Raw genomic sequence first — 14,383 nt, forward strand, 5'->3', positions numbered from 1 at the left:
TTGTCCGAAAAGTCTGCAACTTTTTGCTGCGCTGACCTTCGGTTCGGGACCATGCTTAGTATTGATCTTCGTAACGCTTGGCGAGGTCTTCGATGTTTTCCGGCGGCCAATCCGGCACTTCCATGCCGAGGTGCAGGCCCATCGCCGCCAGGACTTCCTTGATCTCGTTCAGCGACTTGCGGCCGAAGTTCGGGGTGCGGAGCATCTCGGCTTCGGTCTTCTGGATCAGGTCGCCGATATAGACGATGTTGTCGTTCTTCAGGCAGTTGGCCGAACGCACCGAAAGCTCCAGCTCGTCGACCTTCTTGAGCAGCGCCGGGTTGAAGGCAAGCTCGGTCACCTGCTCGGCGGCGACTTCCTTCTGCGGCTCGTCGAAATTGACGAACAGACCAAGCTGGTCCTGCAGGATGCGGGCAGCGAAAGCCACCGCGTCCTCGCCCGAGATCGAACCGTCGGTGTCGATCGTCATGGTCAGCTTGTCATAGTCGAGAACCTGGCCCTCACGGGTGTTCTCGACCTTGTAGGAGACCTTTTTGACCGGCGAGTAGAGGCTGTCGACCGGGATGAGACCGATCGGCGCGTCTTCAGCACGATTACGGTCGGCCGGAACGTAGCCCTTGCCGGTATCGACGGTGAACTCCATGCGGATTTCAGCGCCCTCGTCCAGCGTACAGATGACGTGGTCGGGATTGAGGATCTCGACGTCGCCGACCGTCTGGATGTCGCCGGCGAGAACAGCGCCCGGTCCCTGCTTGCGCACGACCATGCGCTTGGGGCCGTCACCTTCCATGCGAATGGCGATTTCCTTGATGTTCAAGACGATATCGGTCACGTCCTCGCGCACGCCGGCGATGGACGAGAATTCATGCAAAACGCCGTCGATCTGCACGGCAGTCACTGCCGCGCCACGCAGCGAAGACAGAAGCACGCGACGTAGCGCATTGCCGAGGGTCAGACCAAAGCCGCGCTCGAGCGGCTCGGCGACCAGCGTGGTCAGCGTCTTCTTCTTCGACGAAAACTCGATCTTGTTCGGCTTGATCAGTTCCTGCCAATTTTTCTGGATCATGATGCTTTCCTTCCGTTGACCCGCCACCATCCAATCGTGGCGGGCGACCTGGAATGCCGTGGAGGAACGCTACTGGCGTTCGCGCGGCGTTCAGTAATTCTTAGACGCGGCGCTTCTTGCGCGGGCGGCAGCCATTGTGCGGGATCGGCGTCACATCACGGATCGAGGTGATGGTAAATCCGGCTGCCTGCAGCGCGCGCAGCGCGGATTCACGACCGGAGCCGGGCCCACAGACTTCGACCTCGAGCATGCGCATGCCGTGTTCCTGGGCCTTCTTGGCAACGTCCTCGGCAGCCATCTGGGCAGCGAACGGGGTCGACTTGCGAGATCCCTTGAAGCCCTGGGCTCCCGCCGACGACCAGGCAATCGAATTGCCCTGCGCGTCGGTGATGGTGATCATCGTGTTGTTGAAGGTCGAGTTGACGTGGGCAACGCCCGACGAAATATTCTTGCGTTCGCGACGGCGAACACGTGTGGCTTCCTTGGCCATGATGGTCCTTTCAGTTGATCTCTACACCGCCGTAATGCCAGCGGCTCCACCTTCGTAAGGGAGTAGGGGAATAGGGCAGTAAGGCAGTAGGGAAACGCGCGGCTGTTCCCTACTGCCTTACTCCCCTACTCCCTTATTCCCCTAAATTACTTCTTCTTGCCGGCGATCGACTTGGCCGGGCCCTTGCGGGTGCGCGCATTAGTATGCGTGCGCTGGCCGCGAACCGGCAGCGAGCGGCGATGACGCAGGCCGCGATAGCAGCCGAGGTCCATGAGCCGCTTGATGTTCATCGACACTTCGCGGCGCAGATCGCCCTCGACCTGATAGTCGCGGTCGATCGTCTCGCGGATCTGCAGCACTTCCGCGTCGGTCAGCTGGTTGACGCGGCGCTCGGCCGGGATGCCGACCTTGTCGACGATCTCCTGGGCGAAGTTCTTGCCAATGCCGTGAATGTACTGAAGCGCAATGACGACGCGCTTGTTGGTCGGAATGTTGACGCCGGCTATACGAGCCATGTTCTTCTCTTCTCCATGTGGGCCGGGCAAGCCGGCGCTATCAAAGTTGCCCCGCGTCCGGTGGAGGCCGGCCCATGCGGGAGTTTCCAGTTCAAAGCGGCTGCCTTGCCCTTGCGGGCAAGCAAGCCTCATGCCTGATAGGAAGACGGGCCGCCATACCCCAGCGAACCGCTCCAGTCAAGCGTAATCGTTTATTTTCCCTTTGCCGCCGCGTGGGTGGCAGCGGTGAGCACCACTTCGATCTGTCGCGTCACGGCATCGATATCGGCCATGCCGTCGACACCTCTGAGCTTGCCCTTGGCATAGTAGTAGCCGATCAGCGGCGACGTTTTCTTGTAGTACTCCTTCAGGCGCTCTTCGAACACCGCCGGGTTGTCGTCCTTGCGTACCGGCAGACCCGCAGCCTTGGCCTCTTCGACGCGCCTGCCGATTCGACCAACCAGCGCCTTGTCGTCAACGACAAGTTCGATGACAGCGTCGAGAGTGAGGCCGCGATCCGAGAGCATCAATTCAACCGCGTCGGCCTGCACCAAAGTTCGCGGGTATCCGTCAAGGATGAATCCCCCGGCACAATCGGCCTGATCGATACGCTCGGCCACGATGGCGTTGACGATGGCGTCGGAGACCAGTTCGCCAGCGTCCATCACCGCCTTGGCGCGCTTGCCGACTTCCGTGCCGGCCTGGACAGCAGCGCGCAGCATATCGCCCGTGGAGAGTTGGGGTATGCCGTATTTTTCTACCAGTCTTTGTGCTTGCGTCCCCTTGCCCGCCCCTGGCGGTCCAAGCAATATCAACCTCATCTGGCCTTTTTCCCCCCGCGCAGCTTCGACTTCTTGATCAGGCCCTCATACTGGTGCGCGATCAGGTGACCCTGAATCTGCGCCACCGTATCGAGGGTTACACTGACCACGATCAGAAGCGATGTGCCACCGAGGTAGAATGGTACGCCAGTCGCTGAAATCAGGAACTCGGGCAGCAGACACACCAGCACCAGATAGATGGCGCCGACGACGGTGATGCGGGTGAGAACATAGTCGATGTAATCGGCGGTGCGCTCGCCCGGACGGTAGCCCGGAATGAAACCCGAATGCTTCTTGAGCTGGTCGGCGGTGTCCTTCGGGTTGAAGACGATCGCCGTATAGAAGAAGGCGAAAAACACGATCATCGCCGCATAGAACGCCATGTAGAGCGGCTGGCCATGGCCGAGTGCCGCCAGGACGGTGCTGGCCCAGGCTGGCATGTCGGTCGTCTGCGAGAAGCCGGCGACCGTCGCCGGCAGCAACAGCAGCGAAGAGGCGAAGATCGGCGGAATGACGCCAGCCGTGTTGAGCTTGAGCGGCAGGTGCGATGTGTCGCCCTGGAACATTCGGTTGCCGACCTGGCGCTTCGGATACTGGATCAGCAAGCGCCGCTGGGCGCGCTCGAAGAACACGATCAGCGCGATGACGACGACGGCGAGAACGATGATCGCCAGGATCAGGCCGGTCGACAGCGCGCCGGTGCGGCCAAGTTCCAGCGTACCGGAGATGGCTTGCGGCAGGCCGGCGACGATACCGGAAAAGATGATCAGCGAAATGCCGTTGCCAATGCCGCGGGCGGTGATCTGCTCGCCGAGCCACATCAGGAACATGGTGCCGCCGACCAGCGTGATGACGGTCGAGATGCGGAAGAACATGCCGGGATCGCTGACAATGCCGTTGCCGCCCTCCAGTCCGACCGCAATGCCGTAAGCCTGGACCAGGGCCAATAGCACGGTGCCGTAGCGGGTATACTGGTTGATGACCTTGCGGCCCTGTTCGCCTTCCTTCTTCAACGCCTCCAGAGTCGGGATGACGGAGGTCATCAGCTGCATGATGATGGAAGCGGAGATATAGGGCATGATGCCGAGGGCAAAGATCGCCATGCGCTCGACGGCGCCGCCGGCGAACATGTTGAACATGCCAAGCACGCCCTTGCTCTGCGACGAGAAGGCCTGGGCAAAAGCGTCGGGATTGATGCCGGGCAGCGGGATATAGGTGCCGAGGCGGTAGACGAGCAGCGCGCCGATGGTGAACCAGATGCGCTTCTTCAGATCCTCCGCCTTGGCGAAGGCCGAGAAATTCAGATTCGAGGCTAGTTGTTCAGCAGCCGAAGCCATGCCTGATTCTCCGCTTGGTCACGCTCGATGGCCCGCAACTCAGGCGGCGCGTGTCACCGAAGCTCACGAGATAAGCTCCGGACTGCAAACATGCAAGCGGCCGCGTTGATGCGGCCGCCATATTGATCGGATCAAAGCGCAATCGAAAGCGAAACGTGTCTCACTCTTGCCGATTGCGCTTCAAATCGCCGTTACTCGGCGGCTGCCTTTTCCAGCAGCTTCACCGAACCGCCGGCCTTTTCGATCTTCTCGATGGCAGCCTTGGAGGCGCCGGCCACGTCGAAGGCGAGCTTCGACTTGATGTCGCCGTCCGAGAGGATGCGCACGCCGTCCTTGACGCGGCGGATGACCCCGGCAGCGACCAGCGCTTCGGCCGTCACAGTCGTCTTGGCGTCGAGCTTCTTGGCATCGAGCGCGGCCTGGATGCGGGCCAGCGACACGACGGCAAAGCTCTTGGCGAAGATGTTGTTGAAGCCACGCTTCGGCAGGCGCCGGTAGAGCGGCATCTGGCCACCCTCGAAGCCGTTGACGGCGACGCCGGAGCGCGCCTTCTGGCCCTTGACGCCGCGACCGGCAGTCTTGCCCGAGCCGGAACCGATGCCGCGGCCGAGACGCTTCTTGGAATGCGTCGCGCCGTCCTTGTCACGCAGATCGTTGAGTTTCATCTGAGTTCTCCTGCGCTCTGGTTCAGCCCTCGTCCACGACGCGGACGAGATGCTGGACGGCAGCGATCATGCCGCGCACTGAGGGGGTGTCCTCCAGCGTGCGCTGCTTGTGCATCTTGTTGAGGCCGAGGCCGACCAGCGTCGCGCGCTGCTCCTTCGGCCGGCGGATCGGCGAACCGATCTGCTCGACGGTGATGGTCTTGGTTGCTTTCTTGGCCATGGTCAAAATCCTGGTCAGCGTCGACTATTCTTCGGCCGCGACGGCGGTGCCGCGGCGGGCCTGAAGCGTCGAATACTTGATGCCGCGCGCGGCAGCCACATCCTTGGGATGCATCTGGCTCTTCAGCGCGTCGAAGGTGGCGCGAACCATGTTGTACGGGTTCGACGAACCCATCGACTTGGCGACGACGTCATGCATGCCGAGCGTCTCGAAGACGGCGCGCATCGGGCCGCCGGCGATGATGCCGGTACCCTGCTTGGCAGCGCGCAGCAGAACGCGTCCGGCGCCCCAGCGTCCCTCGACGTCGTGGTGCAGCGTACGGCCCGAACGCAGCGGCACGAAGATCATGTCGCGCTTGGCCGATTCGGTCGCTTTGCGGATCGCCTCAGGCACTTCGCGCGCCTTGCCGTGACCGAAGCCGACGCGGCCCTTCTGGTCGCCGACGACGACGAGTGCTGCAAAGCCGAAGCGCCGGCCGCCCTTGACGACCTTGGCGACGCGGTTGATGTGGACGAGTTTGTCCACCATGCCGTCGTCGCGCTCTTCGCGATCACGGCCGCGGCCGCCATCCCTACGTTCCTGTGCCATATCCTGTTCCTTGTTTTTTTCCGGAAGCACGGTTGATGATGATATCCGGCACCTCTGTGGGTTGCCGGGGGCGAAACTCATTTTTCCTTCGCATGATCTTATCCGAAGAGTCTGCAACTTTTTGCTGCGCTGACCTCCGGTTCGGGACCATGCTTTAGAAGCTCAAGCCGCCTTCACGGGCGGCCTCGGCCAGCGCCTTGACGCGGCCGTGATAGATGTACGGTCCACGGTCGAAGACGACTTCCTTGACGCCGGCCTTCGAAGCGCGCTCGGCAATCAGCTTGCCGATTGCCACTGCGGCGGCAGTGTCGGCACCGGTCTTGAGCGAACCCTTGAGGTCCTTCTCCAGCGTCGAGGCGGCAGCGATTGTGTGGCCCTTGGCGTCGTCGATCACCTGCACGTAGATGTTCTTCGACGTGCGGTGGACCGACAGCCGCGGACGCTCGCCCGCGACCTTCTTGATCTGGCGGCGGACGCGCTGAGCGCGGCGTTGTGTGGATTCTTTCGAGCCCATGATATCACTTCCTTGCCTTCAAAAAACGGGGGCAACCCAATGCGGTAGGACAAGCCTCCCGCGACCGCTCCCCGCGGCGTTGAAATTACTTCTTCTTGCCTTCCTTGCGGACGATCTTCTCGCCAGCGTAACGAACGCCCTTGCCCTTGTACGGCTCGGGACCGCGATATTCGCGGATCTCGGCAGCAACCTGACCGACCTTCTGCTTATCGATGCCGGTCACGGTGATTTCCGTCGGCTTCGGCACGGTGATCGTGATGTCCTGCGGCGTTTCGTAGACGACGTCATGGCTGAACCCGAGCGCCAGCTGCAGGTTCTTGCCCTGCATGGCGGCGCGATAGCCGACGCCGGTGATCTCAAGCTTCTTTTCAAAACCGTCCTTGACGCCCTGCAGGATGTTGACGATCTGCGTGCGCGACATGCCCCATTTGGAGCGAGCGGTCTTGGTCTGGTCGCGTGGCTGGACAGCGATCTCGCTGCCTTCCATTTTGACCAGCACTTCGTCGTTCACCACGAACTTCAGCTCACCCTTGGGACCCTTCGCCGTGACGGTCTGGCCGTCCACGGTCGCGGTCACGCCCTGCGGCAGCGAAACGGGTTTCTTTCCAATACGAGACATTTTGTTGTCCTCGTCACTTCTCTTGTTTCAGGTCTCTGTTCTCGAACATGTGTCCGAAAACCGGATTCCACTTTCCGGGATCGCGCTCCAGATCAGAATATCTGGCAGAGGATTTCCCCGCCGACATTCTGTTCGCGCGCTTCGTGGTCGGCCATGACGCCCTTCGGCGTCGAAAGGATCGCGATGCCGAGGCCGTTGGCGACGTGCGGGATCGACTTCGCCGAAACGTAGACGCGACGGCCCGGCTTGGAGACGCGGGCGATTTCGCGCACGACCGGCGCACCGTCGAAATACTTCAGTTCGATCTCGATTTCGGACTTGCCGTTGTCGAAGTCGGTCTGGCTGTAGTCGCGAATATAGCCTTCCGCCTTCAGCACGTCGAGGACGCGGGTACGCAGGCGCGAGGCCGGCGTCGAAACGCTCGACTTCTTGCGGCCATAGGCGTTGCGGATGCGGGTCAGCATATCGCCGAGAGGATCGCTCAATGACATGGTATGTCCTCCTTACCAGCTCGACTTGACCAGGCCCGGGATCTGGCCGTTATTGCCGAGATCACGAAGCGCGATGCGCGATACTTTGAGCTTGCGATAGTAGGCACGCGGACGGCCGGTGACTTCGCAGCGGTTGCGGATGCGGATCTTGGCCGAGTTGCGCGGCAGTGCCGCAAGCTTCAGCTGGGCGCGGAAGCGCTCTTCCATCGGCTTGGACTGATCCATGATGATCGCCTTGAGGGCCTTACGCTTGGCAGCGTACTGGTCCACAAGCTTGCGGCGCCTGTTGTTCTTCTCGACTGAGCTGGTCTTTGCCATTTCAGATTTTTCCTTTTCTCGCTGCCGTTACTGGCGGAAGGGGAAGTTGAAGGCCTTGAGCAGTGCCCTGGCTTCGTCGTCCGTCTTCGCAGTCGTACAAACGATGACGTCCATGCCCCAGATCTGATCAACCTTGTCGTAATTGATCTCCGGGAACACGATGTGTTCCTTGATGCCCATGGCATAGTTGCCACGGCCATCGAAGCTCTTCGGATTGAGCCCGCGGAAGTCGCGGACGCGCGGCAGCGCGATGTTCACGAGACGGTCGAGGAACTCATACATGCGTTCCTTGCGCAGCGTGACCTTGGCGCCGATCGGCATCTTTTCGCGGACCTTGAAGCCGGCGATCGAGTTGCGCGCATGGGTGACGACGGCCTTCTGGCCGGCGATCAGCGCAAGATCTTCCGCCGCGATCGAAGGCTTCTTCGAATCGCCGGTCGCTTCGCCGACGCCCATGTTCAGCACGATCTTGTCAATGCGCGGAACCTGCATCTCGTTCTCGTAGCCGAACTGCTCCTGCAGAGCCTTGCGGATGGTCTCGTTGTAGACCTGCTTGAGGCGCGGCGTGTTCTGGGCAGTCGCCTGCTTGGTTTGAGCCTTAGCCATTGATGACTTCTCCCGAGCGCTTGGCGACGCGCACCTTCTTGCCGTCCTTCTGGAAGATGAAACCGACACGGGTCGGCTTGCCATCCTTGGGGTCGGCCAGCGCGATGTTCGACAGCTGGATCGGCGCTTCCTTGGTGATGATCCCGCCCTCTTGGGACTGGGACTGCTTCTGGTGACGACGGATCATGTTGACGCCGCGCACCAGCGCGGTGTCTTCCTTCGGCTGTACCGAGAGGACTTCGCCCGAACGGCCCTTGTCCTTGCCGGCCAGCACGACGACCTTGTCGCCTTTTCTAATCTTCTGCATTGGTCCGGCTCCTTACAGCACTTCAGGCGCGAGCGAGATGATCTTCATGTGGTTCTTGGCGCGGAGTTCGCGCGGAACCGGTCCGAAGATACGCGTGCCGATCGGCTCTTTCTTGTTGTCGACGAGAACGGCCGCGTTCTTGTCGAAACGGATCACGCTGCCGTCCGGGCGGCGGATGTCCTTGGCCGTGCGAACCACGACCGCCTTCATCACATCGCCCTTCTTGACGCGGCCGCGCGGGATGGCTTCCTTGATCGACACCACGATGATGTCGCCCACGGAAGCGTATTTCCGCTTCGAGCCGCCCAGCACCTTGATGCACATGACACGACGGGCGCCGGAATTATCCGCGACGTCGAGGTTTGTTTGCATCTGAATCATGACTGGCCGCCTTTTTCTCTTCTAACGGGACGGGTTCTTCACCCTTCCCCGGTCTGTCCAAAATTCGTTTCGTTGCCCTGATCAGGCCTGGTCCGAAGACACGACGGTCCAGCGCTTGTCCTTGGAAATCGGCTTCGATTCCTGGATGAACACCTGATCGCCAACCTTGTGGGCGTTGTTCTCGTCGTGCGCCTTGTATTTCTTGGTCATGCGCACGGTCTTCTTCATCACGGGATGCGTGAAGCGCCGTTCGACCTTGACGACAACCGTCTTCTCGTTTTTGTCGCTGACGACGGTGCCCTGCAGAATGCGCTTTGGCATGGTTTTCGTCCTTAAGCCTTCTTAGCCGCGGACTTTTCCGCAGCGATGGTCTTGATACGCGCAATGTCCTTGCGGACCTGCCTCACGCGCGCGGTCTTCTCGAGCTGGCCGGTGGCCTTCTGGAAGCGCAGGTTGAACTGCTCCTTCTTCAGGCTGGCCAATTCGTCGGTCAGCTGGTCCTGGGTCTTGGTCCGGATGTCTTCGGCTTTCATGATCAGCCCGTCCTTATTCTGCGATGCGCTGTACGAAGCGCGTCCTGACCGAGAGCTTGGCCGCGCCGAGACGCAGCGCCTCACGGGCGGTTTCCTCATTGACGCCGTCGATCTCGAACATGATGCGGCCGGGCTTGACGCGCGCCGCCCAGTAATCGACAGCGCCCTTGCCCTTGCCCATGCGGACTTCGGTCGGCTTCGACGTCACCGGCACGTCAGGGAAGATACGGATCCAGACGCGGCCGGCGCGCTTCATCTCGCGGGTGATCGCGCGGCGGGCCGCCTCGATCTCGCGCGCGGTGACGCGGTTCGGCTCAAGCGCCTTCAGCCCGAAACCGCCGAAATCCAGATTGGTACCGCCCTTGGCGGCACCATGGATACGGCCCTTGAACTGCTTGCGGAACTTTGTGCGCTTTGGCTGCAGCATCGTTCTAACTCCAAATTCTCAACTGTCTCAGGCGTTTTCGCGACGGCGACCGCGTTCGCGCTCACCACCACCGCCATGCGCATGATCGCCCTCGGTGGCGCGGCGCTCCGAAGCCATCGGATCGTGCTCGAGGATTTCGCCCTTGAACACCCAGACCTTGACGCCGCAGATGCCGTAGGCGGTGTGTGCTTCGGCCGTGCCGTAGTCGACGTCGGCGCGCAGCGTATGCAGCGGCACGCGACCCTCGCGGTACCATTCCATGCGCGCGATCTCGGCGCCGCCGAGACGGCCGGCGCAGTTGATGCGGATGCCTTCGGCACCGAGGCGCATAGCCGACTGCACGGCGCGCTTCATGGCGCGGCGGAACGCGATGCGGCGCTCGAGCTGCTGGGCGATTGACTGGGCGACCAGCGTGGCGTCGATCTCGGGCTTACGCACTTCGACGATGTTCAAATGCGTCTCGGACTTCGTCATCTCCATCAGCTTCTTGCGAAGCTTCTCGATGTCGGCGCCCTTCTTGCCGATGATCAGGCCCGGACGCGCCGCATGGATGGTGACGCGGCACTTCTTGTGCGGACGCTCGATCACAACCTTCGAAATCGCAGCCTGCTTGAGTTCCTTCTCAAGATACTTGCGGATCTTGATGTCCTCATGCAGCAGCTGGCCGTACTCGCCGGTGTTGGCGAACCAACGCGAATCCCAGGTACGGTTGATGCCGAGACGCAGACCGATCGGATTGATTTTCTGGCCCATTATGCGGCCTCCACTTTTTCTTCGACTTCACGAACGACGATCGTGAGGTGCGAGAACGGCTTCTCGATACGGCTGGCGCGGCCACGGCCACGGGCATGGAACCGCTTCATGACGATCGACTTGCCGACATAGGCTTCCGCCACGATCAGCGCATCGACGTCGAGGTCGTGGTTGTTTTCCGCGTTGGCGATCGCCGATTCCAGCGTCTTCTTGACCGTGCCGGAAATTCGCTTGGCCGAGAATTCGAGATCGGAAAGCGCTGTCGCGACCTTCTTGCCGCGGATCAGCGCGGCAACCAGGTTCAGCTTCTGCGGGCTGATACGGATCGTGCGCAACACGGCGCGCGCTTCGTTGTCAGCAAGCCTGCGCGGAGCTTTGGCCTTGCCCATGATTATTTCCTCTTCGCCTTCTTATCCGCGCCATGACCGTAATAGGTCCGGGTCGGAGCGAATTCACCGAACTTGTGGCCGACCATGTCTTCGTTCACCGAAACGGGAACGTGCTTCTGGCCGTTGTAGACACCGAAGGTGAAGCCGACGAACTGCGGCAGGATGGTGGAGCGACGGCTCCACATCTTGATCACCTCATTGCGACCGCCTTCACGAACCTTGTCCACCTTCTTGAGAAGGTAGCCGTCAATGAAGGGGCCTTTCCAAATCGAACGAGTCACTTGGCGTTACCTCTTCTTAGCTCTTGCGCTGATGGCGCGAGCGCAGGATGAACTTGTCGGTCGCCTTATTGGACCGCGTCTTCTTGCCCTTGGTAGGCTTGCCCCAAGGTGAAACCGGATGGCGGCCACCGGAGGTGCGGCCTTCGCCGCCGCCATGCGGATGGTCGACCGGGTTCATGGTCACGCCGCGGTTGTGCGGACGTTTTCCCCGCCACACAGTGCGGCCTGCCTTGCCGTCATTGATGTTGCCGTGGTCCGGGTTGGACACGGCGCCGACAGTGGCCATGCACGAGCCGTGGACGACACGCTGCTCACCCGAGTTCAGGCGCAGGATCGCCATGCCCTGGTCACGGCCGACGAGCTGGGCATAACCGCCAGCCGAACGGGCAACCTGGGCGCCCTTGCCCGGCTTCAGCTCGATGTTGTGGACGATCGTGCCGACCGGCATCGAGGCCAGCGGCATCGCATTGCCTGGCTTCACGTCGACCGCCTCGCCGGCCACGATCTTGTCGCCGGCAGCAAGGCGCTGCGGGGCGATGATGTACGACAGCTCGCCATCGTCATACTTGATCAGCGCGATGAAGGCGCTGCGGTTCGGATCGTATTCGATACGCTCGACAGTTCCGACAATGTCGAACTTGCGGCGCTTGAAGTCGATGATGCGGTACGTACGCTTGTGACCGCCGCCGATGAAGCGGGCCGTGATGCGGCCGTAATTGTTACGGCCGCCCGACTTGGTCAGGCCTTCTGTCAAGCCCTTGACGGGCTTGCCCTTGTAGAGGCCCGAGCGATCGACGATGACCAGCTGGCGGGTGCTCGGGGTTATCGGGTTGAATTTTTTCAGTGCCATGTTTGTTGTCCTCGCGGTCTTGCTCAGAGACCCGTCGCGACGTCGATCGACTGGCCGTCGGCCAGCGTCACGATCGCCTTTTTGACGTCGCTCTGGCGGCCGATCGTGCCGCGGAAGCGCTTGATCTTGCCCTTGCGGACAAGCGTGTTCACGGCCATCACCTTGACGCCGAACAGCGCTTCGACGGCAGCCTTGATTTCCGGCTTCGACGCCTTCTTGGCGACGTTGAAGACGACCTGGTTCTGCTCGGAAGCCATGGTCGACTTTTCGGTGATCGCCGGCGAGACGATCACGTCGTAGTGACGAAGGTCGGTCATTTGAAGCGCTCCTCGAGAGCCTCGACGGCGGCCTTCGAAAGGACCAGCGTGCCGCGGCGCAAAATGTCGTAGACGTTGATGCCCTGGATGGGCAGCACGTCGATGTTCGGGATGTTCGTCGCCGCCAGCTTGAAGTTCTTATCGAGCTCGGCGCCACCGATCACCAGGGCATTGGACAGGCCCAGCGTCGCGAAATTCGCGATCAGCGCCTTGGTCTTGGCCTCGGTCAGCATCAACTCGTCGATGATGATGAGCGACGCGCTCTTGGCCTTGGCCGAGAGAGCATGCTTGAGGCCCAGCGCGCGCACCTTCTTCGGCAGGTCGTGCTCGTGGCTGCGGACGACCGGGCCGTGGGCCTTGCCGCCGCCGCGGAACTGCGGAGCGCGTGCCGAATGGTGGCGGGCGCGGCCCGTACCCTTCTGCTTGTACATCTTGGCGCCGGTGCGGGCGATCTCGGCGCGACCCTTGGTCTTGTGCGTGCCCTGCTGCTTCTTGGCAAGCTGCCAGCGCACGACGCGCTGCAGGATGTCCTCGCGCGGATCAAGGCCGAAAATCTCCTCGGAGAGTTTCACCTTGCCGGCGTCCTTGCCGCCAAGCGTTGTGATCTTGAGGTCCATTATTCCGCTCCCTCTGTGGCCGGGGCATCTACTGTGGCCGGGGCATCGTTCTTGGCGCCATCATTGGTTGCAATGACGCGGATTGCGGCGGGCTTCGGCGCATTGGCCGGCAGCGCAAACTTGGCCGCGTCGCGGACCAGGATCCACGCGCCCTTCGAACCGGGAACCGCGCCGCGGATCAGGATCAGGCCGCGATCGGCGTCGGTCGAGACGACCTCGACATTCTGCGTGGTGACGCGGGTGTCGCCCATGTGGCCGGCCATATGCTTGCCCTTGAACACCTTGCCCGGGTCCTGGCGCTGGCCGGTCGAGCCGTGGGTACGGTGCGAGACCGAGTTGCCGTGGGTCGCGCGGCCACCGCCCATGTGGTGCCGCTTGATAACGCCCTGGAAACCCTTGCCGATCGTGGTTCCCGTCACATCGACCTTCTGGCCGGCGACGAAATGATCGACAGTGATCTCGGCGCCGACATCGATCATGTTGTCGGCGGAGACACGGAATTCGGCAACCTTGGCCTTCGGCTCGACGGAAGCGGTCGCGAAATGGCCGCGCATCGCCTTCGACGTGTTCTTCACCTTGGCAAGGCCAACGCCGAGCTGGACGGCGGTATAGCCGTTCTTCTCCTGCGTGCGCTGCGCCACGACCTGGCAGTTCTCCATCTGGAGAACAGTGACGGGAACATGTTCCCCGGCATCGTTGTAGATGCGGGTCATTCCCACCTTCTTTGCAATCACACCTGAACGCATCGGTTCAATTCCTTTAGAGTTCCCTGTCGGGGCTGTCGCCCCTCCACGCCTCTTGTTCCTTCAGAGTTCCGGGTCGCCCCGCCCCTCTGGTTCCTTAAAGCTTGATCTCGACGTCGACACCGGCGGCAAGATCGAGCTTCATCAAAGCGTCGACTGTCTGCGGGGTCGGATCGACGATATCGAGCAGACGCTTGTGCGTGCGCATCTCGAACTGCTCGCGGCTCTTCTTGTCGACGTGAGGCGACCGGTTGACCGTGAACTTTTCGATCCGCGTCGGCAGCGGAATGGGGCCGCGGACGTTGGCGCCGGTGCGCTTGGCCGTCGACACGATTTCCCGCGTCGAGGCGTCAAGCACCCGGTGATCAAACGCCTTCAGGCGGATGCGGATATTCTGTCCGTTCATGCGTCACTTCCTTGTTCTGGCGCGGCGCGGGCAGCGCCCGCGACAGATCGGTTTAAGTCCAAATTACTCTTTGATGGTGACGACGATGCCGGCACCGACGGTGCGGCCGCCTTCACGGATGGCGAAGCGCAGCTTCTCTTCCATGGCGAT

Annotated in this window: 27 protein-coding genes; all 27 read right to left on the reverse strand. The window is 61.6% G+C overall.

The window, feature by feature from the left end; translation table 11 throughout:
* Nucleotides 1–55 precede the first annotated feature (55 nt).
* Nucleotides 56–1,066, reverse strand: a complete 1,011-nt coding sequence (locus ACWTU7_RS23650; RefSeq protein ID WP_023799278.1) for a DNA-directed RNA polymerase subunit alpha — start codon at nucleotides 1,064–1,066, stop codon at nucleotides 56–58.
* 100 nt (nucleotides 1,067–1,166) lie between these two features.
* Entirely contained in the window at nucleotides 1,167–1,556 is a 390-nt protein-coding gene (rpsK, locus tag ACWTU7_RS23655; protein ID WP_023799279.1) for a 30S ribosomal protein S11, read from the reverse strand.
* A gap of 146 nt (nucleotides 1,557–1,702) precedes the next feature.
* Nucleotides 1,703–2,071 (reverse strand): 30S ribosomal protein S13, encoded by a 369-nt coding sequence (rpsM, locus tag ACWTU7_RS23660; protein WP_029352234.1) that lies wholly within the window; start codon nucleotides 2,069–2,071, stop codon nucleotides 1,703–1,705.
* Nucleotides 2,072–2,262: 191 nt separating this feature from the next.
* Entirely contained in the window at nucleotides 2,263–2,871 is a 609-nt protein-coding gene (locus ACWTU7_RS23665; RefSeq protein ID WP_455840471.1) for an adenylate kinase, read from the reverse strand.
* The gene (gene secY / locus ACWTU7_RS23670) at nucleotides 2,868–4,208 is read right to left on the reverse strand and encodes a preprotein translocase subunit SecY (protein WP_127315876.1); all 1,341 of its coding nucleotides are present in this window, start codon (nucleotides 4,206–4,208) and stop codon (nucleotides 2,868–2,870) included. Before secY ends, ACWTU7_RS23665 begins: the two co-directional genes overlap by 4 nt.
* A gap of 191 nt (nucleotides 4,209–4,399) precedes the next feature.
* Entirely contained in the window at nucleotides 4,400–4,873 is a 474-nt protein-coding gene (rplO, locus tag ACWTU7_RS23675; protein ID WP_455840470.1) for a 50S ribosomal protein L15, read from the reverse strand.
* Between the two features lie 22 nt (nucleotides 4,874–4,895).
* A complete protein-coding gene (gene rpmD / locus ACWTU7_RS23680; protein WP_006205449.1) occupies nucleotides 4,896–5,093 on the reverse strand; it encodes a 50S ribosomal protein L30 in 198 nt (65 codons plus the stop codon).
* 24 nt (nucleotides 5,094–5,117) lie between these two features.
* On the reverse strand, nucleotides 5,118–5,681 hold the full coding sequence (rpsE, locus tag ACWTU7_RS23685) for a 30S ribosomal protein S5 (RefSeq protein ID WP_006333394.1): 564 nt from the start codon (nucleotides 5,679–5,681) through the stop codon (nucleotides 5,118–5,120).
* Nucleotides 5,682–5,835: 154 nt separating this feature from the next.
* The gene (rplR, locus tag ACWTU7_RS23690) at nucleotides 5,836–6,195 is read right to left on the reverse strand and encodes a 50S ribosomal protein L18 (protein WP_029352225.1); all 360 of its coding nucleotides are present in this window, start codon (nucleotides 6,193–6,195) and stop codon (nucleotides 5,836–5,838) included.
* Nucleotides 6,196–6,280: 85 nt separating this feature from the next.
* Nucleotides 6,281–6,814, reverse strand: a complete 534-nt coding sequence (gene rplF / locus ACWTU7_RS23695) for a 50S ribosomal protein L6 (RefSeq protein WP_023799285.1) — start codon at nucleotides 6,812–6,814, stop codon at nucleotides 6,281–6,283.
* Nucleotides 6,815–6,906: 92 nt separating this feature from the next.
* Entirely contained in the window at nucleotides 6,907–7,305 is a 399-nt protein-coding gene (rpsH, locus tag ACWTU7_RS23700; protein WP_006205453.1) for a 30S ribosomal protein S8, read from the reverse strand.
* A 12-nt stretch (nucleotides 7,306–7,317) separates the two neighbouring features.
* Nucleotides 7,318–7,623 carry a 30S ribosomal protein S14 gene (gene rpsN, locus ACWTU7_RS23705; protein WP_029352223.1) on the reverse strand — a complete coding sequence of 102 codons (306 nt, stop codon included), beginning with the start codon at nucleotides 7,621–7,623 and terminating at the stop codon, nucleotides 7,318–7,320.
* A gap of 27 nt (nucleotides 7,624–7,650) precedes the next feature.
* Nucleotides 7,651–8,229, reverse strand: coding sequence for a 50S ribosomal protein L5 (gene rplE, locus ACWTU7_RS23710; RefSeq protein ID WP_023799287.1), 579 nt, complete (start codon nucleotides 8,227–8,229; stop codon nucleotides 7,651–7,653).
* The gene (gene rplX / locus ACWTU7_RS23715) at nucleotides 8,222–8,536 is read right to left on the reverse strand and encodes a 50S ribosomal protein L24 (RefSeq protein ID WP_013531428.1); all 315 of its coding nucleotides are present in this window, start codon (nucleotides 8,534–8,536) and stop codon (nucleotides 8,222–8,224) included. The genes rplE and rplX overlap by 8 nt, the downstream gene beginning before the upstream one ends.
* A gap of 12 nt (nucleotides 8,537–8,548) precedes the next feature.
* Nucleotides 8,549–8,917: a 50S ribosomal protein L14 gene (gene rplN / locus ACWTU7_RS23720; RefSeq protein WP_006205457.1), complete on the reverse strand. Its 369-nt coding sequence runs from the start codon at nucleotides 8,915–8,917 to the stop codon at nucleotides 8,549–8,551.
* A gap of 81 nt (nucleotides 8,918–8,998) precedes the next feature.
* A complete protein-coding gene (gene rpsQ / locus ACWTU7_RS23725) occupies nucleotides 8,999–9,238 on the reverse strand; it encodes a 30S ribosomal protein S17 (protein WP_023799288.1) in 240 nt (79 codons plus the stop codon).
* 11 nt (nucleotides 9,239–9,249) lie between these two features.
* Complete coding sequence (gene rpmC, locus ACWTU7_RS23730) at nucleotides 9,250–9,450, reverse strand: 50S ribosomal protein L29 (RefSeq protein WP_023799289.1); 201 nt, start codon at nucleotides 9,448–9,450, stop codon at nucleotides 9,250–9,252.
* 13 nt (nucleotides 9,451–9,463) lie between these two features.
* Nucleotides 9,464–9,877, reverse strand: a complete 414-nt coding sequence (gene rplP, locus ACWTU7_RS23735) for a 50S ribosomal protein L16 (RefSeq protein WP_023799290.1) — start codon at nucleotides 9,875–9,877, stop codon at nucleotides 9,464–9,466.
* Nucleotides 9,878–9,904: 27 nt separating this feature from the next.
* Nucleotides 9,905–10,630 carry a 30S ribosomal protein S3 gene (gene rpsC, locus ACWTU7_RS23740; RefSeq protein WP_029352216.1) on the reverse strand — a complete coding sequence of 242 codons (726 nt, stop codon included), beginning with the start codon at nucleotides 10,628–10,630 and terminating at the stop codon, nucleotides 9,905–9,907.
* Nucleotides 10,630–11,019, reverse strand: coding sequence for a 50S ribosomal protein L22 (rplV, locus tag ACWTU7_RS23745; protein ID WP_023799292.1), 390 nt, complete (start codon nucleotides 11,017–11,019; stop codon nucleotides 10,630–10,632). Before rplV ends, rpsC begins: the two co-directional genes overlap by 1 nt.
* A gap of 2 nt (nucleotides 11,020–11,021) precedes the next feature.
* Complete coding sequence (gene rpsS, locus ACWTU7_RS23750; protein WP_006205463.1) at nucleotides 11,022–11,300, reverse strand: 30S ribosomal protein S19; 279 nt, start codon at nucleotides 11,298–11,300, stop codon at nucleotides 11,022–11,024.
* Nucleotides 11,301–11,316: 16 nt separating this feature from the next.
* Complete coding sequence (gene rplB / locus ACWTU7_RS23755; protein ID WP_029352208.1) at nucleotides 11,317–12,150, reverse strand: 50S ribosomal protein L2; 834 nt, start codon at nucleotides 12,148–12,150, stop codon at nucleotides 11,317–11,319.
* 23 nt (nucleotides 12,151–12,173) lie between these two features.
* Nucleotides 12,174–12,467, reverse strand: a complete 294-nt coding sequence (locus tag ACWTU7_RS23760) for a 50S ribosomal protein L23 (RefSeq protein ID WP_010909275.1) — start codon at nucleotides 12,465–12,467, stop codon at nucleotides 12,174–12,176.
* Nucleotides 12,464–13,084, reverse strand: a complete 621-nt coding sequence (gene rplD, locus ACWTU7_RS23765; RefSeq protein ID WP_065008704.1) for a 50S ribosomal protein L4 — start codon at nucleotides 13,082–13,084, stop codon at nucleotides 12,464–12,466. The genes ACWTU7_RS23760 and rplD overlap by 4 nt, the downstream gene beginning before the upstream one ends.
* Entirely contained in the window at nucleotides 13,084–13,830 is a 747-nt protein-coding gene (gene rplC / locus ACWTU7_RS23770) for a 50S ribosomal protein L3 (protein WP_455840469.1), read from the reverse strand. Before rplC ends, rplD begins: the two co-directional genes overlap by 1 nt.
* A 94-nt stretch (nucleotides 13,831–13,924) precedes the next feature.
* Complete coding sequence (rpsJ, locus tag ACWTU7_RS23775) at nucleotides 13,925–14,233, reverse strand: 30S ribosomal protein S10 (RefSeq protein WP_006205468.1); 309 nt, start codon at nucleotides 14,231–14,233, stop codon at nucleotides 13,925–13,927.
* A 63-nt stretch (nucleotides 14,234–14,296) separates the two neighbouring features.
* Nucleotides 14,297–14,383 (reverse strand): EF-Tu C-terminal domain-related protein (locus ACWTU7_RS23780; protein ID WP_023698818.1); only part of this gene is annotated, 87 nt, incomplete at its 5' end.

It is taken from the genome of Mesorhizobium sp. BHscii (assembly GCF_053848065.1).